This window comes from Sphingopyxis lindanitolerans, assembly GCF_002993885.1.
Classification (GTDB): domain Bacteria; phylum Pseudomonadota; class Alphaproteobacteria; order Sphingomonadales; family Sphingomonadaceae; genus Sphingopyxis; species Sphingopyxis lindanitolerans.
Genome location: NZ_CM009578.1, coordinates 2,748,906 through 2,772,274, shown reverse-complemented (window position 1 = coordinate 2,772,274; position 23,369 = coordinate 2,748,906). Strand labels below are relative to the sequence as shown.

Below are 23,369 nucleotides of genomic sequence, written 5' to 3'. Positions count from 1 at the left end.
CCGGAGGGCCGGGCCAGAAACTCGGCCTTGCGATGGGCATCGCGCTCGTCATGGGCAATATGATCGGGTCGGGGGTGTTCCTGCTCCCGGCGAGCCTCGCGCCCTTTGGCTGGAGCGGCGTCGCGGGCTGGGCGATCACCATCGCGGGCGCGCTCGCGCTCGCCTTCGTCATCGCGCGGCTGACCGTCGCCTTTCCGGCGGCGAGCGGACCGACGGGCTTTGTCGAACTGGCCTTTGGGCGCGTCCCCAGCTTCATGATCGGCTGGGCCTATTGGGTATCGGTGTGGACCGCAAACGTCACGCTGGCGGTGGCGAGCGTGTCCTTCCTCAGCCTTTTCATGCCCGCGCTGCGCGACCATATGGCGATCTCGACCATCGCGCTGATCTGGCTGGTCACCGCGATCAACTGGCGCGGCGCGCGTGCGGCGGGGCGCTTCCAGGTCGCCACGCTGCTGATCAAGCTGATCCCGCTGCTGACCGTCGTCATCCTGATCCCGATCGCCTTCGGGCGCGGCGAGCCGGTGACGATCACCCCCTTCCCCACCGAGGGCCTGTCGTTCACCGCGGTCAGCGGTTCGGCGATCCTGACCCTGTGGGCGCTGCTCGGCTTTGAATCGGCGAGCGTCGCCGCCGACAAGGTGAAGAACCCGACGGTCACCATCCCGCGCGCGACGATCGTCGGCACACTGGCGACGGGCATCCTCTATCTGATCGTCTGCTCGGCGATCGCGCTGATGCTGCCCGCCGCCGCGGTCGCGACATCGGAGGCGCCCTTCTCGCTGTTCGTCGAAACCTATTGGGGTCATGGTCCCGCGGTGTGGATCGCCGCCTTTGCCGCGGTCAGCGCGCTCGGCGCGCTCAACGGCTGGACGCTGATCCAGGCCGAACAGCCGGCGCGGCTCGCCGAACAGGGTTTGCTGCCCGCCTGGTTCGCCCGGACGAACCGCCACGGGACGCCCGCCGCCGCCTTGCTGTTGTCGAGCATGATCGCGACCGCCTGCGTCCTTCTCAACAGCAGCAAGTCGACAAGCGAGATGTTCACCTTCATGGCGGTGCTGTCGACCTCGGTGACCTTGTGGCTCTACCTCGCCTGCGCCGCCGCCGCGCTGCGGCTGCACGTCGCGATGGCGGTCGCGATGATCGGGCTTGCCTATGCGGTCTGGACCCTGTGGGGCGCAGGAATCGGGGTCAGCGCGATGAGCCTGATCCTGATGGTCGCGGGGTTGCCGCTTTATGCCTGGACGCGGATGTCAGCGCCAGCGCGGCGCGAAAAGGCCCCGATCGCGTAGGATCACCTGCGCGGCATTATGCCCCGGCGCGCCGGTAACGCCGCCGCCGGGATGCGTCCCCGCGCCGCACATATAGAGGCCCTTGACCGGTCCGCGATAGCCGCCGTTGCCGAGGACGGGGCGCGCCGCCCAGAGCTGGTCGAGGCTCATATTGCCGTGCATGATATCGCCGCCGACGAGGCCGAACTTGCGTTCAAGCCCCTTGGGCGACAGGCGCGTTTGCGCGATGATGCTGGCACGGAAGCCCGGCGCATGCTTTTCGACGGTGTCGATGATGCAGTCGGCGGCGGCGCCTTCTTCATCGTCCCAGTCGCGGCCGCCCGGCAGTTCGGGCGCGAATTGCTGGCAAAAGAGGCTGGCGACATGGCTCCCCGGCGGAGCGAGGCTGTCGTCGACGGTCGAGGGGATCAGCATCTCGACGATCGGCGCCTTCGACCAGCCATGCTGCTTCGCATCGAGGAACGCGCGGTCCATATAGTCGAGCGTCGGCGCGAGGATGATCCCCGACTGGTGATGCTCGCCGGGCCCATCCTTTTCATTATGCGGGAGGCAGGTGAATTTGGGGAGTTCCGACAGCGCGACGTTCATGCGGAAAGTCCCGCTGCCCGCCTTGAAGCCCTTGATGCGGCGTGCGAAGTCCGCCGGCAGATCGCTGGCGTCCATCATCCGTTCGTAGAGCAATTTCGGGCCGACATTGGCGATCACGCGCGCGGCGGCGATTTCTTCACCACCGACGAGTTTCACGCCCACGGCCTTGCCGCCATCGACCAGCACCTTTTCGACCGGGCTTTCGAGGCTGATCTCGACGCCAAGGTCGCGGCAGACCTTCGCCATGATCTCGGTGATCTTGCCCATGCCGCCGACGCTGTGGCCCCACGCGCCCTTCTTGCCATTCACTTCGCCAAAGACATGGTGGAGGAGGACATAGGCGCTGCCCGGCGTGTCGGGGCTGGCATAATTGCCGACGACGGCGTCGAAGCCGAAGGCGGCTTTGACCGCCTCGCTCTCGAACCAGCTATCGAGCATCGTGCGCGCCGATTTGGTGAACAGGTCGAGCACGTCGCGCTGCTGTTCGAGGCTGAGGCCAGCGAAGCGCCGCCCCTGCCGCGCGCCGTCGATCAGCGTGCGCAGGCCCTCGCCGACATTCGGCGGCACGCGCAGCGCGAGGTCGCGGAGCAGTTCGGCGACATTTTCGAGCGCGTCATAATAGGCGGGCAGCACCTCGGCATCGCGCGCCGAGAATTTGCGGAATTCGGCCTGGGTGCGTTCGAGCCCGCCGCCGAGTTTCAGGTAACCGCCATCTTCCTGCGGCAGGAAATTGCTGATCGGCCGCTCGATGACGCGATAGCCGTGATCGGCGAGTTTCATGTCGGCGATGACCTTGGGCTGGAGCAGGCTGACCGTGTAGCTCGCCACCGAATTCCTGAACCCCGGCGCGAATTCCTCGGTCACCGCGGCGCCGCCGACGACGTCGCGCGCCTCAAGGATGCGCACCTTCAGCCCCGCCTTCGCGAGATAGAAGGCGCAGACGAGGCCGTTGTGGCCGGCGCCGACGATCAGCGCGTCATAGGCTTTGGTCATGAAAAATCTTTCGCAAGCGGGGATTGGACATGCTGGCGGCCGAAGCCGAGGCCGAGGATGCGGCCGGGAATGCGGCGGAGCAGCGGGATGCGGTCGAGCAGGCGGACGGCGAGCGGCACGCGGGTGATCTCGCCGCGCAGCATCGGTTCGATGACGCGCTGATGCGCGAAGCGCTGAAGCGCCTGCATCCGCGTCGTCGGTTTCCACCGGCGGTCCTGCACCTTGGCCAGCAGCGGGTCGGGGTTGGCGCCGGCGGCGAGCGGCGCGGCGAGGATGTTCGCGGCGGCGACCGCGTCCTGGACCGCGAGGTTGATCCCGACCCCGCCGATCGGCGACATCGCGTGCGCCGCGTCGCCGATCGCGAGCAGGCCCGGCCGCGACCAGCGCGTCAGGCGGTCGAGTGCCACCGAAAGCAATTTGACGTCGTCAAAGCTCCGGATCGCGTCGATGCCGGCGGCGAGCCCCGGAACCAGCGTCGCCACATTGTCGCGGAAGGCGGCGATCCCGCGCGCTTCGATCGCCGGGAAGCCACCCTTTTCGATCACCTGCGCGCATTGCCAATAGTCGCCGCGCGGGATCGCGACGACCATCCCCTCCCGATCAATCGTGCCGAGCGCAACCTCCGACGTCGCCCTGTCGGCGGGAACGGGGATGCGGAACCACAGCACGTCCATCGGCGCGCCGAGATCGTCGAGCGGCAGGTCGGCGGCGCCGCGCAGCACCGAGCGGCGCCCGTCGGCGGCAATGACGAGCCGCGCGGGCAATGTTTCGCCGCTCGCCAGCGTCACCCCGCTGACGCGGCTCGCGGCGTCGAAGGTCAGCCCGGTCGCCTCGGTCGACATGCGAAGGTCGAAGGTCGGATATGTCCGGCCCTGCCCGGCGATGAAATCGAGCAGATCCCATTGCGGCATCATCGCGACGAAGGGCGCCGCGACGGGCAGATGCTTCATCGTCGCGATCGTATAGCGGCCGCCGAGCAGGTTGAGCGTCATCGTGTCGAGCCTGGCGTGCGGTTCTTTCAGAAGCGCATCGAGCAGCCCGATCTCGTGGAACAGTTCGAGTGTCGAGGGGTGGACGGTGTCGCCGCGAAAATCGCGCAGGAAATCGGCGTGCTTTTCGAGGATGGTGACGGGCACCCCGGCGCGCGCGAAGAGCAGCCCGGCGACCATGCCCGCGGGGCCGCCGCCGACGATGATGACTGGTGGATCGCTCATTCTCCCCTCCTGCTTGCGGGAGGGGCCGGGGGAGGGCCTGTCCCGAATATTGCGAACATTGCAAAGGGTCAACAGGCCCTCCCCTAACCCCTCCCGCAAGCGGGAGGGGGACTTACCGGCTCCATCCCGGCGGCGGCGCCCGCTCCAGCCGCGCCTCCGGGATGATCGCGCGCATCCGCGAGCAGAAATGCTTGAGGCACACTTCCTTGTCGCTGAGCGGCCCCATGGTGAAGCTTTTCGACTGCATCCCCTGCTGGACGCGGGCGATCAGCGCCGTGTCCTCGACATTGACCTGGCGGTTGATGCGCCAGTTCAAATAGCGCGCGGCCGTCATCTCGCGGCGCGTATCGGGCAGCACATAGGAAATCTCGCGGATCAGGCAGCTCGTCGGCCCGGTCGGCAGCCATTGCATGAAATCGACCTGGTCGGGATAGATGTCGAAGGCGATATTGGGCCACAGCTTGAAATAGAGCCAGTGGCGCTGGCGGTCCTCGGGAAGATGCGGCACCGGCGGCAACAGCCGCTGATACAGACGTTCGGACCAGTTCGCCGACGGCCGGTCGATCAAATCGCCCCACATGCGATCGACATTGTCCTTCGCCTCGACCCCATAGCTTTTGCCGAACAGACGGGTGAGGCCGGGGTGCGCGACCGGGATGTGGAGGCCGTCCGAATAATTGTCGCCGACATTCTTCCAGTTCACCGTCCGCGGGCGCAGCGTCACGCGGCCGAGCGCGCCAAGCTCCTCGAGGCGATAGGGGGCGATCTGCGCTTCATAGGGTGCCATCATCGCCGCGACCGACGGGCCGCCGTCGTCGTCGAGCCGGACGAACCAGAAGCCGCGCCATTGTTCGAGGTCGACGGGGACGAGCCCCGCCTTGTCCTTGTCGAGCGTCGGGTAGCTCGCCGAATCGGGGACGCCGGTCAGGCGGCCGTCGAGTTCGTAGGTCCAGGCGTGATAGGGGCAGACAAGCTTTTTCGCGCAGCCCGCCGCGCCGTCGACGAGGCGCGAGCCGCGGTGGCGGCAGACGTTGGTGAAGGCGCGGACGATGCGGTCGGCGCCGCGCACGACGAGGACGCTTTCGCCGCAGGTGTCGATGCTGTGCCAGTCGCCCGCGGTCGCAATGTCGCTGTCGTGGCAAACGATCTGCCAGCTCGGGCGGAAGACGCGCTCCATTTCGGCCGCGTGGAAGTCGGGATCGCTGTAGGTCCAGGCGGGGAGCGACCAGCCGTCCAGAGACTGTGCGGGTGGATGGTCGATGGTGTCGAAAGTGTCGCGCAGCGTTGCCATGAGTCGATCCTTGCTATACATATGTATAACAATATGACCGCCGTTCGCCAAGCCTTTACGCGCGAAAGCGCCGATGCCCGCCGCGCCGACCTGATCGACGCGACCGCGGCATGCCTGGCCGAACATGGATTGGCGGGAACGAATGTTCGCGCCATCTGCGCGAAGGCGGGGGTATCGCCGGGGCTGCTGCGCCATTATTTCGCGGGAATCGGCGATCTGGTCGCGGCCACTTACGCGGCGACGAGCGACAGGATGGACACGATTTTCGCGGCCGCGGTCGCGGGAGCGGGCGACGATCCGCGCGCCCGGCTCCACGCCTATCTGACCGCGAGCTTTCGGTCGCCGGTGACCGATCCCGAACTGCTCGGCGCCTGGACCGCCTTTTGGGCGCTGGCGCGCAGCGACGCGCGGATGGCGGAGATTCACGCGGCAAGCTACGCGAGCTATCGCGCGCGGCTGGGCGAGTTGCTGGCCGCGTGCGGCGCCGCCGATGCCGGGCGGCTCGCGGTCCTGCTGACCGCGCTGGTCGATGGGCTGTGGCTCGAACTGTCGCTCGATTCGACAAGTTTCGGCGCCGAGGCGGCGGTCGAGATGGTCGAGCGCGCGGTGGCGGCGCTGCTTTCCTAAGCTGTGCCCCTGCGAAGGCAGGGCCCCATCTCCCGTCGTTTCGTTCTCCACAAACGATTGTTTGCGCCGAAACCTATGGTGATGGGTCCCTGCCTTCGCAGGGGCACAGCTGCTATTGCTACGTCCTTATTTCGACAGGTCGCGCAGCACGCTGTCCCATTGTTCGAGCGCGCCGGGGATCGCGGCGACCGGCGAGCGTTCGTTGAGGCCGTGGGCGAAGCTGTCGCTGGCCTTGCTGAACAGGCCCGCGACGCCATAGCTCGGCACGCCGACAGCGCGGAAATGCAGGCTGTCGGTCGCCCCCGCGCTCATCGACGGGATGATCGGCAGGCCGGGGAAGCGCGCATGCACCGCCTTGGTGACGGCCGCCACCACATCGGGACGCAGCGGCGAGGCGTCGCTGGCGGTCGCGTCGGGATCGGGGTTCACCTTGACCGCCGGGTCGGCGATCAGTTTTTCCAGCTCGGCGCGCACCGCCTCGATGCTGACGCCGGGGAAGATGCGGCAGTTGATGTTCGCGGTCGCGCGCTGCGGCAGGGCGTTTTCGGCGTGGCCGCCCTTGACCAGAGTCGGCACGCAGGTGGTGCCGATCTGCCCGACATATTCGGGGTCGGCGCGGATCGTCGCGATCGCCTTGGCATCCGATGGATCGGCGGCGAAAGCCTTGAGCGCCGCGCCGATGTCGCCGCCGACCTGTTCAGCGACGATCGGCATCCCGACCCTGGTCAGTTCGTTCTGCTGCGGCGCGAAGCGATAGGCGCCGACCTTGGCCAGCGCGTTCGCGAGCTGGACGATCGCGTTGGTGCCCGTCGGGCGCGAGCTGTGGCCGCCGGGGTTGGTGACTTCGAGGACATAGTCGGCATAGGTTTTTTCGCCCGCCTGCAACCCGTAATATTTCGCCTTGCCATCCTCGCCGATCAGCCCGCCGCCGCCGTCGCCGTTCAAGGCGAATTCGGCGCCCTTATATTTCGCCGCGAGCGCGCGCGTCGTCGTCATCGACGTTTCCTCGTCGCCCGAAAGCAGAAGGATGATCGAGCGCTTCGGCTTGAAGCCGTCTTTCTTGAGCTGGGCCATCGTCGCGACCATCATCGCGACGTCGAACTTGTTATCCTCCGACCCGCGGCCGAAAATATAGCCATTTTCCTCGACCGGCACGAAGGGATCGCGGGTCCAGTCCTTGGGATCGGCCGCGACGACATCCATATGGCCGAGCAGCAGGATCGGCTTGGCCTTGGTCGTGCCCTGCAAGGTCGCGGCAAAGGTCGCGGTTTCGCCGATCGGGGTGATTTCGATATCGGCGTCGCCATAGCCCGCCGCCTTGAGCACCCCCGCATAATAGGCCGCCAGTTCGGGCACCTTGCCGCGCCCCTCGACCGTCGGGATCGCGACGCTGTCGATCAATATCTTCTTCGCCGTCGCGGTGTCGGCGGGCTTGGCGTGGACGGGCGCGGCGGCCAGCATGGCGGCGGCGAGAGCGAGCGGGGCGGTGAGGTTTCGCATGGCTGCGGACTATGGCGCGCGGATCGCGGAGCGCAAGGGCGGTTTGGAGAATGATTTTGCACAGCGGGCCAAAGGCCATAGGCCGTGCTGCTCTGGGTTCTCTGCGTGCATTTTTGATGTTGGATTGGCGAGGGCGGTTTTCGAGCGGAAGCCGACCGCTCTTCTCCCCTCCCGCAGGCGGGAGGGGTTGGGGGTGGGCAGCAACGTCGCAATGGCCCACCCCGCTGCGACTAACGAACAAAGTTCGTAAGTCTCGCTGCCCCTCCCGCAGGCGGGAAGGGAAATCTGCGCCATATTTCAATAGCCGCTCCCTACCCCCTGGCCGGCGCCCTTCACCGGGCGACGATCACGCCGCCTTCTTCGCTTTCGGCGCCGGGGTCTTGGGCTTGTAGCGGCAGAGGTCGGCGACCGGGCAGCGCCAGCATTCGGGGGTGCGCGCCTTGCAGATGTAGCGGCCGTGGAGGATCAGCCAGTGGTGCGCGCCGACGCGGAAGGGCTGCGGCGTTTCCTTGTCGAGCCTTTTTTCGACGCTAAGCACCGTCTTGCCCGGCGCGAGGCCGGTGCGGTTGCCGACGCGAAAGATATGCGTGTCGACCGCAAAGGTTTCCGCCCCGAAGGCGCAGTTCATCACGACATTGGCGGTCTTGCGTCCGACCCCCGGAAGCTCGACGAGCGTGTCGCGGTCGGCGGGCACCTCACCGCCGAAATCACGCACGAGGATTTCGGAGAGCGCGATGACATTCTTGGCCTTGGCGTTGAACAGGCCGATCGTCTTGATATGCTGTTTCAGCCCGTCCTCGCCGAGGTCGACCATGTGCTGCGGGGTCTCGACCGCCTGAAACAGCAGCCGCGTCGCCTTGTTCACCCCGACGTCGGTCGCCTGCGCCGACAGCACGACCGCGACGAGCAACTGGTAGGTGTTGCCGAATTGCAGCTCGGTCTCGGGGCTTGGATTCAGTTCGGCGAGGCGGCGGTAGAATTCGAAGATATCGGCTTTCTTCATGGGGCCGCGGGCGCCTTCGTCGGCGGATGCGCCGCCTTCCAGTCCATCGCCACGCGCACGCGGCGTTCGACCGAGGGATGGTCGTAGAAGATGATTTCCTCGACCGCGCCCGGCCGCGGGCTGCGATATTCGGCGGTCTTGACCAGCGCGGTCGCGAGCGCGTCGGGCCGGTTCTCGGTCTTGAGCGAATAGAGATCGGCCTCGCTCTCGTCGATGCGGATCAGCGTGTTGGTGAGCGGCAGGGTGACGAGGCCGAAGAGCGAGAGGAAGAAGAGGAGGACCGGAAAGCCGCGCGGGTCACCGATCGCCGCGTCGCTGCCGAACCAGCGCGCGAGGCGCGGGAACAGCCGGTCGGCGGCGAAGAACAGCAGGATCGCGAGCCCCGCGAAGACGAAGACCATGCGCCAGATATGGCCGAGCACATAATGGCCGATCTCGTGCCCCGTCACCGCGCGCACTTCGTCGAGCGACGCCTTGCCCATCGCGACGTCGGAGATCGCGATCCGCGCCGAATGGCCGATCCCCGAAACATTGGCGGTGAAATTATTCGACTGGCGCGACCCGTCGTACAGGAAGATGCGGTCGGCGGGGATGTCGGCCTTTGCCGCCATTTCGACGAGCGCATCGCGCACCGGCCCGGCGGGAACGGGTTTATAATCGTTGAACAAGGGCTCGATGACGATCGGCGAGACGAGCAGAAAGGCCGAGATCGCGAAGGCCGCGAGCCCGCCCGACCAGATCCACCAGCGTTTCCCGGTGCGGCGGATCAGCGCATAGACGCCGAGGAAGAAGAGTCCGCCGAGCAGCGCGGTGATCGTCGTCGAAATCGCGAGCTGGCCGAGCCAGTCGCCGAGCGGCTGGCTGGTGCGGCCATAGGCGGTTTCGCGGCCCCAGCCGGTGTAGATGTCCCACGGCAGGCTGACGATCGCGGCGAGCAGGAAGAAAGCGGCGCAAAGCAGCCAGGTGCGCAGCGCCCAGCCGCGCTTCGCGAGCCGCGCGTCGAGCCGGTCGAGGATGCGAAGGCGAACGAAGAGCAGAGTGACGAGCGCCGAGACGACGAGCCCCCACAGGAGCAGCCATTCGTTGCCGGTCGTATAAGCCTCGGCCTTGGCGAGCGCCGCCGGCCCGAGGCTGTCGATCATGGTCCGTGTCGCGGCCGCCGGATCGAATGTCATATGTCCCTCCCCCAATCTTCGCCCGGCTTTAGAGCCCGAGCACCTGCGGCATCGTGTAGCGCCCCGGCTTCTGCCGGACCAGCCACAACGCCGCCTTGACCGCGCCGCGCGCGAAGATCATGCGGTTTTCGGCGCGGTGACCGAGGGTGATCATCTCCTCCGGCCCCGCGAAGATCACGTCATGATCGCCCGCGACGGTGCCGCCGCGCAGGCTGGCGAAGCCGATCTTGCCATGGCCGCGCGCTCCGGTGACGCCGTCGCGGCCGCGTTCGGAGCATTTCGCGAGATCGATCCTCCGGCCTTCGGCGGCCGCCTGTCCCAGCAGGAGCGCGGTGCCGCTTGGCGCGTCGACCTTGTTGCGGTGGTGCATCTCGACGATCTCGATATCCCAGTCGGCATCGAGCCGCGAGGCCGCCTCGCGCACCAGATGCGCGAGCAGGGTGACGCCGAGCGAGGTGTTGCCGGTCTGGAGCACCGCAATATCCTTTGCGGCATCGTCGATCAGATAATGGTGGCGATCCTCGAGCCCGGTGGTGCCGACGACGATCGCGGTCCTGGCCGCGACGCAGGCATCGAGCGTCGCCTCGAGCGCGGCGGGGGAGGAGAAATCGACGAGCACGTCGGCGGCCGCGGCGAGCTTGGCGACATTGCCGCCCTTGTCGACGCCGCAACTGCGCTGCCCCGCCTCGGAGATCGCGGCGGCGAGCGCGACGCCCATCCGCCCTTCGCTACCGATAATGCCGATGCTAGTCATGATTCATGTCCCCTATCCAGCCCTTCCCTTAGCCCTTCGGGTCGCGCGAAGTCGAGATGCGCCTGGTTCGCTTCGCGGGGGCGACGGCGTTCAGCGCCGCGCGGCGAAGAAATCCCGGAGCAGCACCGCCGCCTCGCCCGCGCCGATTCCGTCGTAGATTTCGGGGCGGTGGTGGACCGTCGGCTGCGCGAAGAGATGCGGGCCGTGGGCGACCGCGCCGCCCTTTGGATCGTCGGCGCCATAATAGAGCCGCGCGATTCGCGCATGGGCGATCGCGCCGGCGCACATCGCGCAGGGTTCGAGCGTCACATAAAGATCGCAGCCATCGAGGCGCTCATTGCCGATCTTTGCCGCGGCGGCGCGAATCGCGACGATTTCGGCGTGCGCGGTCGGGTCGTGCGATTCGCGCGGACGATTATGTCCTTCGGCGATGATCTGCCCATCCTTGACGATCACCGCGCCGACGGGCACTTCGCCCCATTCGGCCGCAATGCGGGCGAGGTCGAGCGCACGGCGCATCGGTTCGGGGAGCGGGAATTGAGCCATAGGAGCGGCCTAATCGCTTGACGAATCTCCGGCAAGCCGATAAGCGCGCGCCTTTCCCGGCTCACTCCGGTCTCGTCCTTCCCCGTTTTGCGGGAAGCGCCCGGACGCCGAACCGAAATTTTTGTACGAGGAAGAAGATCATGTCGCGCATTTGCGAACTGACCGGCAAGGGTCGTCAGGTTGGCCACAATGTCAGCCACGCCAACAACAAGACCAAGCGCACCTTCCTGCCCAATCTGCAGAATGTGACGTTGCTGTCGGACGCGCTCGGCAAGGGCGTCAAGCTGCGCGTGTCGACCCACGGCCTGCGCACGGTCGAGCATAATGGCGGCCTCGACAATTGGCTGCTCAAGGCCGGCGACGACCAGCTGTCGGCTTCGGCGCGCAAGGTGAAGAAGGAAGTCGCGAAGAAGCTGGCCGAAAAGGCCGCTTAACGCTCCTTCCTATCGCCGATGCAATCAGGCCGCCGGATTACCGCGCGGCCTTTTTGCTGTCCGGCAGGCCGACAAGCTCGAACTCGACGAGCAGGCTGCGCTGCCAATTGTTGAAATTATCGTCCGAGACGAGCCACAGGAAAGTGCGCCCGCCGCGCCGCTCGACCGCCGCGCCTTCATAATTGTCGGCGAGCAGCGCGGGAACGCGGCCGATCGTCCGCGACGTCAGGGTGGCGCCCGGCCGGATGTCGGCGGGATCGACGATGCCGAGGATCGTCGTGAAGATCGGATCGAGCCCGAGCCGGCGGTGGACGAGCAGGATGCGCCCGTCGGGCAGCGGCGCGGCGTCGCTGACCAGCCCCTTGCCTTGCGAATCATAGAAGAAGCGGATCGCCTTCGTGCCGGGCTCGGCAGGATCGCCGGTAAAGAGCAGCGCCTCGCGGCCGCGCGGATCATCGTCGGCGTCTTCGGAGAAGAGGACCGTGCGCCCGCCCGCGAGGCGGACCATCGCCTCGGGCCCGCGATTGGCCGGCCAGGGCGGCCGCGGCAGGCGCGCGCGCGATTCGATGCGCCGCAAGGCCGGGTCGAGCCGCCAGACCTGGTTGAGGCCCTCGAGCGCCACCCAGCTTTTGCCGCTCGCGGGGTCGAACGCCATCGATTCGACGTCGCGCCGCGACTTGCGCTGTGACGGACCGTCGGCGACCGGCAGCATCGCGATGCGCGCATCGCTGACCGCGCCGCCCGGACCGAGCGTCAACCGCGCGCCATAACCATTGTCGCCGACGAGCTGGAAGCGATCGGGGCCGATGACCGCAAGCGCCGAAAATCCGCCGAAGGCGTCGTTCGGGCTGACGAGGTGCCAGCCGCGCACGAAACGCAGCATGCCCGCCTCCCCCACCGGGTAGCGGAGCGGACGCGCGGCGACCTGTTGCGAGGTGAGATCGATCGACGGCAAGCGCTGCTGCGTTCCGGGCACCGGGCCGAGCGCGACGAAGATCAGGGCGGCGGAAAGGAGGCGGCGCATCGGCGCGGCGATAGGGCGTGCGGCCCGAGCCGACAAGATGAACCGCAGCCGACAGCGATGTTCAGGCTTCACTCAAAGCGAATCGGGCAGAAGGGCATCATCGATCCACAGCCCCAAAGGGTCTGACGACGAAAGAAGGAGAACGACGATGAAAAAGATGGTGACCCTCTCGATCGCCGCCCTGATGTCCACCGCGACGCTGGGCCTTGCGACGCCCGCCGCGGCGCAGAACGGCTATTACGACCGCGACGGCTATTCGAGCTATGACGCACGCTACAATCGCGACAACCGCCGCTATGACCGTCGCGACAATCGCAGCTATCGCAGCAACGACCGCCGCGATTATCGCAATTACGACCGCCGCGACTATCGCAACAGTCGCAACTATCGCCAGTGCGACAATGGCACCGGCGGGACGATCATCGGCGCGATCGCAGGCGGCCTGGCCGGTCACGAGATCGCCGGTCGCGGCGACCGCACCGTCGGCACGATCATCGGCGGCGCCGTCGGCGCCATCGCCGGCCGCGCCATCGACAAGGGCAATGACGGCTGTCGCCGTTAAAGGGGAATGACGGCTGCCGTTAAAGGCAGACCCGACCCCCAATAAAAGACTCTCCCCCTTTCGCCCCGTCCGGCCTGCGCCGGGCGGGGCTTTGCCGTCGGTGGGCGGGGTTGCCATCACCGCCGCCGAGGCCTAGGTTCGCGGGCAAGTGCACGTCCGCAGATTGGCGGCCGCGTGAGTTAGAGACAGGTCAACATAGCCATGCGGCAAATGGCAATGCCTTCAGGGCGATCGCCGCGGCCCGGACCGCCCGCGAACCGAAGACAAAATGGGGAGACGCCGCCCCGACCCGTGCCGGTCGTCCGGCCCCGCAGCTATGCCGCCATCGACCTTGGCACCAACAATTGCCGGTTGCTGATCGCGCGTCCGCACGAGGGCGAGCTGGTCGTGATCGACGCTTTTTCGCGAATCGTCCGGCTGGGCGAAGGGCTGCATGCCACCGGACGGATCAGCGACGCGGCGATGGACCGCACCGTCGCCGCGCTCGCCATCTGCGCCGACAAGCTGCGCCGCCGCCACGTCGCCCTGTCGCGCGCGGTCGCGACCGAGGCGTGCCGCCGCGCGGCGAACGGTGGCGAACTCGCGGCGCGCGTCCGCCATGAGACGGGCATCGTCCTCGACATCATCTCGTCCGCCGAAGAGGCGCGACTCGCCGCACTCGGCTGCCACACGCTGATGGAGCCGGGCGAGGGCCCGGCGCTGATCTTTGACATCGGCGGCGGATCGACCGAGTTGATGCATGTCGACGTGTCCGACCATGATGTGAAGATCCACGATTGGATCAGCGTGCCATGGGGGGTCGTGTCGCTGACCGAACATGCCGCGCCGGACGAGGACAGCCTGGCCGCGCGGCAGGCAAGCTATGCCCGGATGCGCGAAGTGACCCGCAGCGCCTTCGCCGCCTTTGCCGACCGCGCCGAACGCTTCGCCGACCAGCCGCTGCGCCTGCTCGGCACCAGCGGCACGGTGACGACGCTCGCCAGCGTCTTTCTCGACCTGCCGCGCTATGATCGGCGCGCGGTCGATGGAATCGCGGTTCCCGCCGCCGCGATGCGCGACATCAGCCGCCGCCTCGCCGAAGCGAGCCTCGACGCCCGCGCCGAGATCGCCTGCATCGGGCGCGAACGCGCCGACCTGGTGGTCGCGGGCTGCGCGATCCTGGAGAGCATCATCGACCTGTGGCCCGCCGCGCGCGTCGGCGTCGCCGACCGCGGCATCCGCGAGGGCATATTGCGCACGCTGGCGATGCAGGGCCGCGACATCCCGGTTACCCGGCGCGAGCATCGCAAATGAGCGGCGGCAAGGACGGCAAGAGCGGCGGGGGGCGCGGCGGCCTGCACGTGCGGGTCAAGACCGCGCGCAAGCGCACCGCCTCGTCGACGCGCTGGCTCCAGCGCCAGCTCAACGACCCCTATGTCCGCCAGGCGCAGGCCGAGGGCTATCGCTCGCGCGCCGCCTATAAGCTGATCGAGATCGACGAGAAATTCGGTCTGCTCAAGAAGGCGCGCGCGGTCGTCGATCTGGGGATCACGCCGGGCGGCTGGTCGCAGGTCGTGCGCAAGACCAATCCCCGCGCGCGCGTCGCGGGAATCGACCTGCTCGCCTGCGAGCCGATCGAAGGGGTCGCGATCCTCGAGATGGATTTCATGGACGACGCCGCCCCCGACGCGCTGATCGAGGCGCTCGGCAGCGCCCCCGACCTCGTCCTTTCGGACATGGCGGCGAACACCGTCGGCCATCCGCAGACCGACCATCTGCGCACCATCGGGCTGGCCGAGACCGCGGCCGATTTCGCGGTGCAGACGCTGCAACCCGGCGGCGCCTTCGTCGCGAAGGTCTTCGCCGGCGGCGCCGACCGCGAACTGCTGACCATCCTCAAGCGCAATTTCACCACCGTGAAACACGCCAAGCCGCCCGCGAGCCGCAAGGGGTCGCCCGAACTTTATGTGATCGCGCAAGGGTTCAAGGGACGGAGCGGGGGAGCGGACGACGCAGGCTGAAGAGCGGGCGGTGGGGGACGGTATTTGGGCCGGGGGCGAACCTGTCCGATCCTCCCCGGCACGGGGAGGGGGACCATGCGCAGCATGGTGGAGGGGCACAGTCGGCTTGCCCGGCCGTTGACATCATGTGCGCGACCCAGCGCTGGAAATTCGACCAAGCGCGGCGCAAACCTCCTGTGCCCCTCCACCACCCTTCGGGTGGTCCCCCTCCCCCGGTGGGGGAGGATCGTTCTCGGCCGCTTCCGCATTTCCAATTCCGGCCGGCGCGGCTATGATCGGGGCCTGTCGATTATCGGGGGAAATCACATGCGTAGGGGGATTGCATCGCTGGCCGTCCTGTCGTTTCTGCTCGCTTCGTGCGGCGGCGGCGGATCGAGTAGCGGCGGCGGCGGGCCGGTCACCGTCACCCCGACACCCACGCCGGCCCCCACCGCAAGCTGCGGCCTGTCGGCGCGCCAGACCTTCGCCAAGGCGGTGATCGACGAATGGTATCTGTTCCCGAGCGACGTCGCGAGCGGGGTCAATCCGGCGAGCTTCGCCGACGTCCAGACCTATATCGACGCGCTCGTCGCGCCGGCGCGGGCGCTGAACAAGGATCGCTATTTCACCTATGTCACCTCGATCGCCGAGGAAGAGGCCTTCTTCACCAGCGGGTCGAGCGCGGGCTTTGGCGTCCGGCTGGCCTATGACCCGACGATCCAGCGCGTGATCATCGCCGAGGCGTATGAAAATGCGCCGGCGCTCGCGGCGGGGATCGACCGCGGCACCCAGATCGTCGGCATCGGCACCAATGCGTCGAACATCCGCGCCATTTCCACCATCGTCGCCAGCGAAGGCACGCAGGGCATCACCAACGCGCTGGGGCCGAGCGACCCCGGCGTGACCCGCGTGCTGCGCATCGTCGATCCCGGCGGCGGCACGCGCGACGTCAGCGTCACCAAGGCCGATTACGACCTCGACCCGATCTCCGACCGCTATGGCGCGAAAGTGATCAGCGACGGCGGGCACGCTTACGGCTATGTGAACCTGCGCAGTTTCATCAGTTCGGCCGACCCGCAGCTTCGCGCCGCCTTCCTGAATTTCCGCAACCAGGGGGTGACCGACGTCATCATCGACCTGCGCTATAATGGCGGCGGGCTCGTCTCGACCGCCGAATTGTTCGGCGATCTTCTCGGCCGCAACCGGGCGGCGAGCGACCTGTTCTCGCAGACCAATTTCCGGTCGTCGAAATCGGCGAACAATACGCGCCACACCTTCACGACTCAGCCCGAGGCGATCGCGCCGACGCGCATCGCCTTCATCGGCACCGGGTCGACCGCCTCGGCAAGCGAACTGGTGATCAACGGGATGCTGCCCTATCTTGGCACCAACATGACGCTGGTCGGGAGCAACACCTATGGCAAGCCCGTCGGGCAGATCGCGCTCGACAAGAGCGAGTGCGACGAACGGATGCGCGTGATTGCCTTCGCCACCGGCAATGCGGCAAGCTCAGGCGATTATTTCAACGGCCTGGCGTCGAAGATTTCGAACAGTTGCGCCGCGGGCGACGACCTGTCGCTCCCGCTCGGCGACCCGCGCGAGGCGTCGGTGCGCACGGCGATCGATTTCCTCGCGGGGGGAAGCTGCACGACGCGCATCGCCGACGCTTCGGCCGGCGCCGCCGCGCAGAGCCGCAGCCTCCGCGTCGTCGCCGAGCCCGAGATGCTGGTGCCCGAAACCCCGCGCGCGGCGCAGCGCGAACTGCCGGGGCTGTTCTGACGCGATCGCGATGGCGGGCGGCGGCCTGTCGGTTTGGGGTGGGGGCGTTGTCTTTCCGATCCTCCCCGGCACGGGGAGGGGGACCATGCGAAGCATGGTGGAGGGGCACAGTCGGCTTGCCTTGCCGTCGGCATCATATGCGCGACCCAGCGTTGGAAATGCGCGGCTCTTTCGGCCGAGCGCGGCGCAAACCTCCCGTGCCCTTCCACCGCCCTTCGGGTGGTCCCCCTCCCCCCGTGGGGGAGGATCGCTTTTGGCGGCTCTCGCTCGAAAACTGCCATTCCCGGCAAGACGGGACCGACCCCGTCACGCCCCTAGACATTCCGGCACGACATATTATATACCGTCCGTTATGGAAATCGACACCGCCACTCCGGTCAAGGGACGCCCCCGCGAATTCTGTGTCGACAAGGCGTTGACCGAGGCCCTCCGCATCTTCTGGACGAAGGGGTATGACGGCGCGTCGATGACCGACCTGACCGAGGCGATGGGGATCACCAAGCCCAGCCTCTATGCCGCCTTCGGCAACAAGGAAGCCCTGTTTCACAAGGCGCTCGACCTCTATGAGACCGAGAAGCTCGAATATACGCGCGCCGCGCTCGACCAGCCGACCGCGCGCCAGGTCGCCGAATATTATCTCCACGGCGCGCTGATGACCCACGCCGGCACCACCGACCCCAAGGGGTGCATGGGAATATTGAGTTCGCTCGCCTGCAGCCCCGAAGCCGAGTCGATCCGCGCCGACATCATCGGCCGCCGCGCCTCGTCGCAGCGCGCGCTGGTCGACCGCTTCGAGCGCGCGAAGGCCGAGGGCGACCTGCCCGCGCATGTCGATGCGCAGGGGCTGACCAGCCTGCTCTATGCGCTGCTCCAGGGCATTTCGGTCCAGGCCGGCGCGGGCGCGACGCGCGACGAACTCGAGCGATTGGTCGACACCGGGCTGGCGCTCTGGCCGAGCCGGTAAAATTTAATGTAACGATCGGTATGAAACGCCTTGACAAGATGAACGGCAGATTTATATACCACATGGTATAGATGGTCGGGGCGACGGAGCCGCCGGAAGCGAAGTCGAAAAGCCCGCGTTTCTCGCCCATCGATACCGGCCTGCCCCCCAGGCCAGCCCAGACATGTTGCGCTGAATTTCGCGCCGCCGTTCGCTGAGCGACGGAGCGGTCTTCCGCACACGATCTCCCCTCGCCGGGCGCAAGCGTCCGGGGCCTGTGCCCCCTTGCGCCCGGCAAAAATCCACGGAGGACCGACCATGGCCTATCTTGCCCTGACCGACGGAGCCGCCGCCGCTATCGCGCCGGCCGCACCCCGAACCCTCTCCCCCGCAGCGCCGAAAGCCGATAGTCCCGCCGGCTTTTCGGCGCTCGAATGGTCGGTCGTGATGCTTGCCCGTCACGACCGGCCTGCGAGCCTGCGCGAGCCCGGCCGCGTCGCGACATGGCTCGGCCGGATCTTCGGCGGCGCGGTGGGACGCCGCCTTGCCGACCCGCGGCTCGAGGCGCTGCGCCGGATGGCGGTGCTGACCTGGCACCACAGCTATTCGGTGCCGAAGGCCGAGCTGAAGGCCTTCTTTGCTGCCGGCTATTCGGCCGATCATTATGAACTGCTGGGCAAGCGGGTCGCCGAAGTCCACGTCGCCCGCCTCTTTCGATAAGAGCGCGGGGACGGCGATCAGAACCGGACCGTCGCCGATACGCCGTAGGTCCGGGGATCGCCTTCGGCCCGGCGGACCGCGGTGCTGCCTGGGAAGACGCCGTTGTTGAGCCCGAGCGGGCCGCCAAGCGGCTGGTAGACGGCAGCGTAGCTGTAGCTGGTTCCGGTAAGATTGCTCCCGAAGATCGAGGCCGACCAGCGGTCGTCGGGGCCGTTCACGGTGAAGCGGGCGCCGAGCAGGACATAGCCGTCCTGGACCAATTGCGGATTATTGTCGGTGGTGGTGCCGATGCTCTGGTCCGAAATCAGCGCCAAATTGGTGTTGAACGCCCAGTTCAGCCCGCCCGAACCGATATCGCCCGAGATATCGACGCCGAAATTGCCCGACCATTTCGGCGAGAAGGTCGCCGGCGTGCCCTTCAGATCCTGCGTCTGGCCCCGGTCGGGAAGCCCCAGACACACCGCGGGAATGACGCCCGCGCCATTTTTCGCGCAGCCCGGCAGACCGGCCCCGAAAGGGAAGTTGGTGAATTGCGAGTCGAGATAGGCCAGCGAACCATAGAGTTTGAACCAGTGCGTCGGGGCAATGCTGGTGTCGAATTCGAAGCCCTGCTGGCGCAGATTGCCGGCATTGCGGATGATGAAGCCGACGCCATCATAGCCCTTGTCCTGATAGCCCGAGATATCCATGCGATAGAAAGTCAGGTTGGTCGTCAGCACCCGGTCGAGCCAGCGCGCCTTGATCCCGAGCTCGTAGTTCTTCACCGTTTCCTGATCGAACAGGCGCTTGGTGGAGACGAGATCGCCGTTCGCATCGACGACCGACAGCGAAGCCGGGCCGCCGCTGGAGCTGTAGCCGCCCGATTTATAGCCCGTCGAGTAATTGGCGAACAGCATGACATCGTCGGCCGGTTGATAGTTCAGGCTGATCCGATAGGTGAAGCGGCTTTCCTTGATATCGGGGAAGGTCAGCACCTCTGGCGCGCGCAGCACGCGGGTGAACGGGCTCGAGGCTTCGTCGAACGTGCCGCTCTTCTTGTCCTGGGTCCAGCGGCCGCCGAGCGTGAGCGACAAGGGGTCGGCGAGGTGGAAGGTCGCCTGGCCATAGGCCGCGAGGCTCTTGACCGTCTGCGTCACCCGCAGGTCCGCGGCGGCGACACCGCCGGTCGCCGCGCGATAGGTTTCGCAGTCGGCGCGCGAGACCGGAGGCGCCGCCGCGGCGGAAACCAGCGTCGTGCAATATTGCGCGCTCATGTTGAACGCCTCGCCAAGGGTGAAATCTTCCTTGAAATAATAAAGACCGCCGACGACGTCGAGCAGCCCGCCGAGCCATTCGCCCTGGGGCGAGATGAATTGCAGCTCGTGGCTCTGGCTGTCCGAAGTATAGGCGCCGACCCGCGAGACGACCGGGCGCGGGGTGAACAAAATATCGCCGTCGAGCTGGCGGCTGCGCCATTCGCGGTAGCTGTTGACCAGGCGCAGCGTCGATCCGCCGGCCAGCTCGTACGACAGGCTGCTGTTGACGCCCCAATTCTTGTCGTCGAAGTCGGCGGTGATGAAGGTGTTGGCGGTGCGATCGCCGAACACCGTATCGGGAAGCAGGCCCGCGGCAGCCAGCGAGGCGAGCGCCGCGGGTGAGACGCTGCGCGGGTCGAGGTCGTTGTTGTTCTGGCCGTCGCCCTTCATCCGCGAATAATCGGCGCGCACGATCCATTCGAGCGGGCCCGATTCATATTTGGCGGTGCCGCGAAAGGCATAATCGTCGCTGCCGCCGAAGGTGCGGCCGTCGAGCTTGTTGAACCAATAGCCGTCGAACCACTGCCCCACGCCGGCAAAGCGCAGCGACAGATTGCCGCTGACCGGCAGGTTGAGGTGGCCCCATAATTTCTTGCGCGCCGCGGTGCCATATTCGCCGCCGACCTCGCCCGAGAAATCGCCGGTCGGCAGCGCCGAATGCAGCGACAGCGCGCCGACGCTGGCGTTGCGGCCGAACAGGGTGCCCTGCGGGCCGCGCAGCACCTCGACCGCCGAAACGTCGAGGAAATTGCCGAGCACCGAGCCGGCGCGCGGGATATAGATATCGTCCTGGAACACCGCGACGCTGGGCTCGATCAGCGAATTGCCCGCGGCGCCGACGCCGCGGATGTTGACGTGGACCGCCGCGATCGACGAGGAGCGCGCCGCCTGGAAATTGGTGGCGACGCGGCCGAGATCCTGGACGTTGACGACATTGGCGGTTTCGAGCGTATCGCCCGAAAAGGCCGCGATCGAAATCGCCACTTTCTGAACGCTCTCCTCGCGCTTTTGCGCGGTGACGACGATATCGCCCGAATCGGAGGCGGGCGCTTCGGCGGCGCCATCCGCCGCGGCCGGTGCATCGGGGGCGGCGGCGGCGTCCTGCGCGAACGCCGGTGTCGCGGCGCAGATCGCGAGGGCGATCGCGGACCCGCCGGCGTAATGACGGAATTGTTCGATATACATAATAATTCCTCCCCATCTGTAATTTGTCGAAAGACTAATGGAATCGAGGCGCACAGAATCCATAATCGGTGCCACATTTTTGATAATTGGTGTCACGTCGATCATGGCATGACCGCCGCCATATGGGCGGCGCACGCGCGCGCGGTGGCGCAGCGAAAGCCGGGCTTCGCAGCCAATCCCGATTCCGAAATATGACGCCGCGCTTCAGCCCGGGCGCCGGAGCTGGACGATCAGGCGGGCGAGCCGTCGGCCATTTTCGCGAGGTCGGCCAGATAGGTTCTCCGCGCCAGGGTAAAGACCAGCGCGGCCAGGATACCGACCAGCGGGACCAGGCTGAAGGCGCCGAGCAACCCGACGCGGTCGGCGAGCCAGCCGGTGGAAATGGGCCCCGGCGCGAAGCCGAGCAGGTTGTTGGCGAGCGTCAGCGTCGCGAAGGCGGTGCCGTGGATCGCCAGCGGGGTCAGGTTGGCGACCATGGCGCCGACCGGTCCTGCCGATCCCTGGAGAAGGAACATGGCGATGGCGAGTATCGCGAGTTGCACGGCGCCCGGCGGGCATTGCATGGCGACGAACAGCGCCGTCGCCGAACTGAGGCAACAGGCGATCGCGAGCACGATCTTGCGGTCGGGGCGATGGCGCGCGAGCCGGTCGCTCGTCATGCCGCACAGGATCATGCCGGCGCCGCAGATCAGGAACAGGACGGCCGCCGTATGTCCGGCCCGGTCCACCGGCATTCCATAATAGCGCCCGAAGAACGTCGGCAACCAGGCCGCCAGCGATCCCGCGCAGAATAGCTGGAGGCCGCTGCCGATATAGGCGAGGATGATGGTGCGGCTGGCGAACAGGCTGCCCAGCGGCGGACGCGGCGGGCTCGGCAAATCGTCGGCGACCGCCCTGTTGCTGTCGTCGAGCGCGGCGATCCGCTTTTCGCGCACCACCAGCGGAAAGACCAGCGCCAGCAACAGCCCGGCGAGCCCGATGACCAGGAACGCCGCCCGCCAGCCGTGGCTGGCGGCGATCTGCCCGCCCAGCGCCACGCCCAGCACCTGCCCCGCCAATCCGCCGGCCATGAAGGCCGCCGACAGCGTCGCGCGCATGTTCCGGGGAAAGACGCTGATGACCAGCGCGATGCCGACGCTGCCATAAGCCGCCTCGCCGACCCCGACGAGCAGGCGCGCGCCGAGCATCTGTTCATAGCTCTGGGCGACGGCGCAGAGCAGGGTCGCCACGCTCCACAGCACCGCCATCACCGTCAGGCTCTTCACCCGTCCCCAGCGGTCGGCGAGCATCGAGACCGGGAAGGTGAGCAGCCCGACCATGATCGCGACAATGCCCGACAACAGCCCGAGCTGACCGTCGCTCAGGCTCCACTGCGCCTTCAACAAAGGGAAAACGGCGTTGAGCACCTGCCGCGCCATATAGTCGGAAATCAGCAAGCCAAAAGCCAGCGCGAACACGATCCAGCTATAGGCGAAAGCGCGCGAGGGACCCCCGAGGGGGACGGCACCGGCGCGGGCTTGAACGATGGTCGCCATAGTCTCTCTCCAATGTTCCGGCGCCTGGGTTTTCCCATGGCGGGCTTGTCCATAATCAGCCGATGCGCCCGGCCCGCGCGCTCAATAAGGCTTGTCGCCCTTGATTCCGGCGCGCTCCATCTGGCGAACGCAGGGAGGATAATCCATCACGGCATAATGCTGGGTGCACCGATTGTCCCAGATCGCGATGCTGTTGGGCTGCCAGCGCCAGCGCACCTGATATTCGGGGATCGCCGCGCGGCCGGTCAGATAGTTCAGCAGGTGCGCGGCGCCCGGAATATGGTCCTGACCGTAACGGACATTGGCGGCGGTGTGATAGTCGGTGATGTGCGTCGTGAAGGAGTTGACGAACAGGATTTTTTCGCCGGTTTCGGGGTGGGTGCGCACCACCGGATGCTCGGCATCGGGAAATTGCGCTTTCAGGGCGTGGCGCTTGTCCTCGGGCATCCGCCCGCCGAAGGTCCATTCGATCGAGTGCCGCGCCTTCAGCGTGGCGATGACCTCCTTCACATGGTCGGGCAGGTCCGCATACGCCTTTGCCATGTTCACCCAGATCGTGTCGCCGCCGACCGGCGGGCAGGCGACGCAGCGCAGCACCGCGCCCAGCGGCGGCTTTTCGCGCCAGGTGGCGTCGCAATGCCAGCTATTCTCGAAAAAGTCGGGGGGCGAGTTCACATCCTTGTAGACGCGGACAAGCCCCGGATGTTCGGGGTCGCTGCCGAGGACCGGATGCCCCTCAAGCTCCCCGAAACGCTCGGCAAAGGCGACATGGTCGCGGCGCGAAATATCCTGATCGCGCAGGAACAATACCTTGTGGGCGAGCAGTTCGGCGCGGATCGCGGCGAACAGATCGTCGTTGGTCACCGCCTCGGCCAGGGTCACGCCGGTCAATTCGGCGCCGATGGTGTTGGTCAGTTTTTCGATGCGCATGGC

At 66.9% G+C, this 23,369-nt stretch carries 21 protein-coding genes; 9 read left to right on the top strand and 12 right to left on the bottom strand.

Annotation, left to right across the window (positions count from 1 at the left end; translation table 11 throughout):
- Positions 1 to 32: 32 nt before the first annotated feature.
- Complete coding sequence (locus tag CVO77_RS13340) at positions 33 to 1,289, top strand: amino acid permease (protein WP_106000823.1); 1,257 nt, start codon at positions 33 to 35, stop codon at positions 1,287 to 1,289.
- Here the strand turns inward: CVO77_RS13340 and CVO77_RS13335 are convergent.
- The 3 genes from CVO77_RS13335 to CVO77_RS13325 form a co-directional block, all read right to left on the bottom strand.
- The gene (locus tag CVO77_RS13335; protein ID WP_105999455.1) at positions 1,251 to 2,870 is read right to left on the bottom strand and encodes a phytoene desaturase family protein; all 1,620 of its coding nucleotides are present in this window, start codon (positions 2,868 to 2,870) and stop codon (positions 1,251 to 1,253) included. The genes CVO77_RS13340 and CVO77_RS13335 overlap by 39 nt on opposite strands.
- Complete coding sequence (locus tag CVO77_RS13330) at positions 2,867 to 4,084, bottom strand: FAD-dependent oxidoreductase (protein ID WP_105999454.1); 1,218 nt, start codon at positions 4,082 to 4,084, stop codon at positions 2,867 to 2,869. The genes CVO77_RS13335 and CVO77_RS13330 overlap by 4 nt, the downstream gene beginning before the upstream one ends.
- A 112-nt stretch (positions 4,085 to 4,196) precedes the next feature.
- The gene (locus tag CVO77_RS13325) at positions 4,197 to 5,375 is read right to left on the bottom strand and encodes an aromatic ring-hydroxylating oxygenase subunit alpha (protein WP_106000822.1); all 1,179 of its coding nucleotides are present in this window, start codon (positions 5,373 to 5,375) and stop codon (positions 4,197 to 4,199) included.
- A gap of 33 nt (positions 5,376 to 5,408) precedes the next feature.
- Here CVO77_RS13325 and CVO77_RS13320 point away from each other — a divergent pair, with 33 nt between their 5' ends.
- Positions 5,409 to 6,002, top strand: a complete 594-nt coding sequence (locus CVO77_RS13320) for a TetR/AcrR family transcriptional regulator (RefSeq protein ID WP_242445940.1) — start codon at positions 5,409 to 5,411, stop codon at positions 6,000 to 6,002.
- A 126-nt stretch (positions 6,003 to 6,128) separates the two neighbouring features.
- Here the strand turns inward: CVO77_RS13320 and CVO77_RS13315 are convergent, their stop codons facing one another.
- The 5 genes from CVO77_RS13315 to tadA all read right to left on the bottom strand — a co-directional run bounded on the left by CVO77_RS13315 (position 6,129) and on the right by tadA (position 10,980).
- Positions 6,129 to 7,502: a M20/M25/M40 family metallo-hydrolase gene (locus tag CVO77_RS13315; RefSeq protein WP_105999452.1), complete on the bottom strand. Its 1,374-nt coding sequence runs from the start codon at positions 7,500 to 7,502 to the stop codon at positions 6,129 to 6,131.
- A 346-nt stretch (positions 7,503 to 7,848) separates the two neighbouring features.
- Positions 7,849 to 8,505, bottom strand: coding sequence for an endonuclease III (gene nth / locus CVO77_RS13305; protein WP_105999450.1), 657 nt, complete (start codon positions 8,503 to 8,505; stop codon positions 7,849 to 7,851).
- Positions 8,502 to 9,680 carry a M48 family metallopeptidase gene (locus tag CVO77_RS13300; protein WP_105999449.1) on the bottom strand — a complete coding sequence of 393 codons (1,179 nt, stop codon included), beginning with the start codon at positions 9,678 to 9,680 and terminating at the stop codon, positions 8,502 to 8,504. Before CVO77_RS13300 ends, nth begins: the two co-directional genes overlap by 4 nt.
- Positions 9,681 to 9,708: 28 nt before the next feature.
- Positions 9,709 to 10,434, bottom strand: a complete 726-nt coding sequence (dapB, locus tag CVO77_RS13295; RefSeq protein ID WP_105999448.1) for a 4-hydroxy-tetrahydrodipicolinate reductase — start codon at positions 10,432 to 10,434, stop codon at positions 9,709 to 9,711.
- A 90-nt stretch (positions 10,435 to 10,524) separates the two neighbouring features.
- Positions 10,525 to 10,980, bottom strand: a complete 456-nt coding sequence (gene tadA, locus CVO77_RS13290; RefSeq protein WP_105999447.1) for a tRNA adenosine(34) deaminase TadA — start codon at positions 10,978 to 10,980, stop codon at positions 10,525 to 10,527.
- A 140-nt stretch (positions 10,981 to 11,120) separates the two neighbouring features.
- Between tadA and rpmB the strand changes: the two genes are divergently transcribed.
- Positions 11,121 to 11,414, top strand: a complete 294-nt coding sequence (rpmB, locus tag CVO77_RS13285) for a 50S ribosomal protein L28 (protein WP_105999446.1) — start codon at positions 11,121 to 11,123, stop codon at positions 11,412 to 11,414.
- Positions 11,415 to 11,451: 37 nt separating this feature from the next.
- Here the strand turns inward: rpmB and CVO77_RS13280 are convergent, their stop codons facing one another.
- The gene (locus CVO77_RS13280) at positions 11,452 to 12,438 is read right to left on the bottom strand and encodes an esterase-like activity of phytase family protein (protein ID WP_105999445.1); all 987 of its coding nucleotides are present in this window, start codon (positions 12,436 to 12,438) and stop codon (positions 11,452 to 11,454) included.
- A 148-nt stretch (positions 12,439 to 12,586) separates the two neighbouring features.
- On the opposite strand from CVO77_RS13280, the gene CVO77_RS13275 reads away from it, so the two are divergent.
- The 6 genes from CVO77_RS13275 to CVO77_RS13250 all read left to right on the top strand — a co-directional run bounded on the left by CVO77_RS13275 (position 12,587) and on the right by CVO77_RS13250 (position 18,421).
- Complete coding sequence (locus tag CVO77_RS13275; RefSeq protein WP_105999444.1) at positions 12,587 to 13,000, top strand: glycine zipper 2TM domain-containing protein; 414 nt, start codon at positions 12,587 to 12,589, stop codon at positions 12,998 to 13,000.
- A gap of 201 nt (positions 13,001 to 13,201) precedes the next feature.
- On the top strand, positions 13,202 to 14,293 hold the full coding sequence (locus CVO77_RS13270; protein ID WP_105999443.1) for a Ppx/GppA phosphatase family protein: 1,092 nt from the start codon (positions 13,202 to 13,204) through the stop codon (positions 14,291 to 14,293).
- The gene (locus tag CVO77_RS13265) at positions 14,290 to 15,000 is read left to right on the top strand and encodes an RlmE family RNA methyltransferase (protein ID WP_105999442.1); all 711 of its coding nucleotides are present in this window, start codon (positions 14,290 to 14,292) and stop codon (positions 14,998 to 15,000) included. The genes CVO77_RS13270 and CVO77_RS13265 overlap by 4 nt, the downstream gene beginning before the upstream one ends.
- Positions 15,001 to 15,306: 306 nt before the next feature.
- Entirely contained in the window at positions 15,307 to 16,758 is a 1,452-nt protein-coding gene (locus CVO77_RS13260) for a S41 family peptidase (RefSeq protein WP_105999441.1), read from the top strand.
- Between the two features lie 352 nt (positions 16,759 to 17,110).
- Positions 17,111 to 17,722 carry a TetR/AcrR family transcriptional regulator gene (locus tag CVO77_RS13255; protein WP_105999440.1) on the top strand — a complete coding sequence of 204 codons (612 nt, stop codon included), beginning with the start codon at positions 17,111 to 17,113 and terminating at the stop codon, positions 17,720 to 17,722.
- A 297-nt stretch (positions 17,723 to 18,019) separates the two neighbouring features.
- Positions 18,020 to 18,421: a hypothetical protein gene (locus CVO77_RS13250; protein ID WP_105999439.1), complete on the top strand. Its 402-nt coding sequence runs from the start codon at positions 18,020 to 18,022 to the stop codon at positions 18,419 to 18,421.
- Between the two features lie 17 nt (positions 18,422 to 18,438).
- On the opposite strand, the gene CVO77_RS13245 is transcribed toward CVO77_RS13250, so the two are convergent.
- From CVO77_RS13245 to CVO77_RS13235, 3 genes are all read right to left on the bottom strand, one after another.
- Positions 18,439 to 20,901: a TonB-dependent receptor gene (locus CVO77_RS13245; RefSeq protein WP_105999438.1), complete on the bottom strand. Its 2,463-nt coding sequence runs from the start codon at positions 20,899 to 20,901 to the stop codon at positions 18,439 to 18,441.
- Positions 20,902 to 21,131: 230 nt separating this feature from the next.
- Positions 21,132 to 22,436 carry an MFS transporter gene (locus CVO77_RS13240; protein ID WP_105999437.1) on the bottom strand — a complete coding sequence of 435 codons (1,305 nt, stop codon included), beginning with the start codon at positions 22,434 to 22,436 and terminating at the stop codon, positions 21,132 to 21,134.
- 81 nt (positions 22,437 to 22,517) lie between these two features.
- Entirely contained in the window at positions 22,518 to 23,366 is an 849-nt protein-coding gene (locus tag CVO77_RS13235; RefSeq protein WP_105999436.1) for a TauD/TfdA dioxygenase family protein, read from the bottom strand.
- Positions 23,367 to 23,369 lie beyond the last annotated feature (3 nt).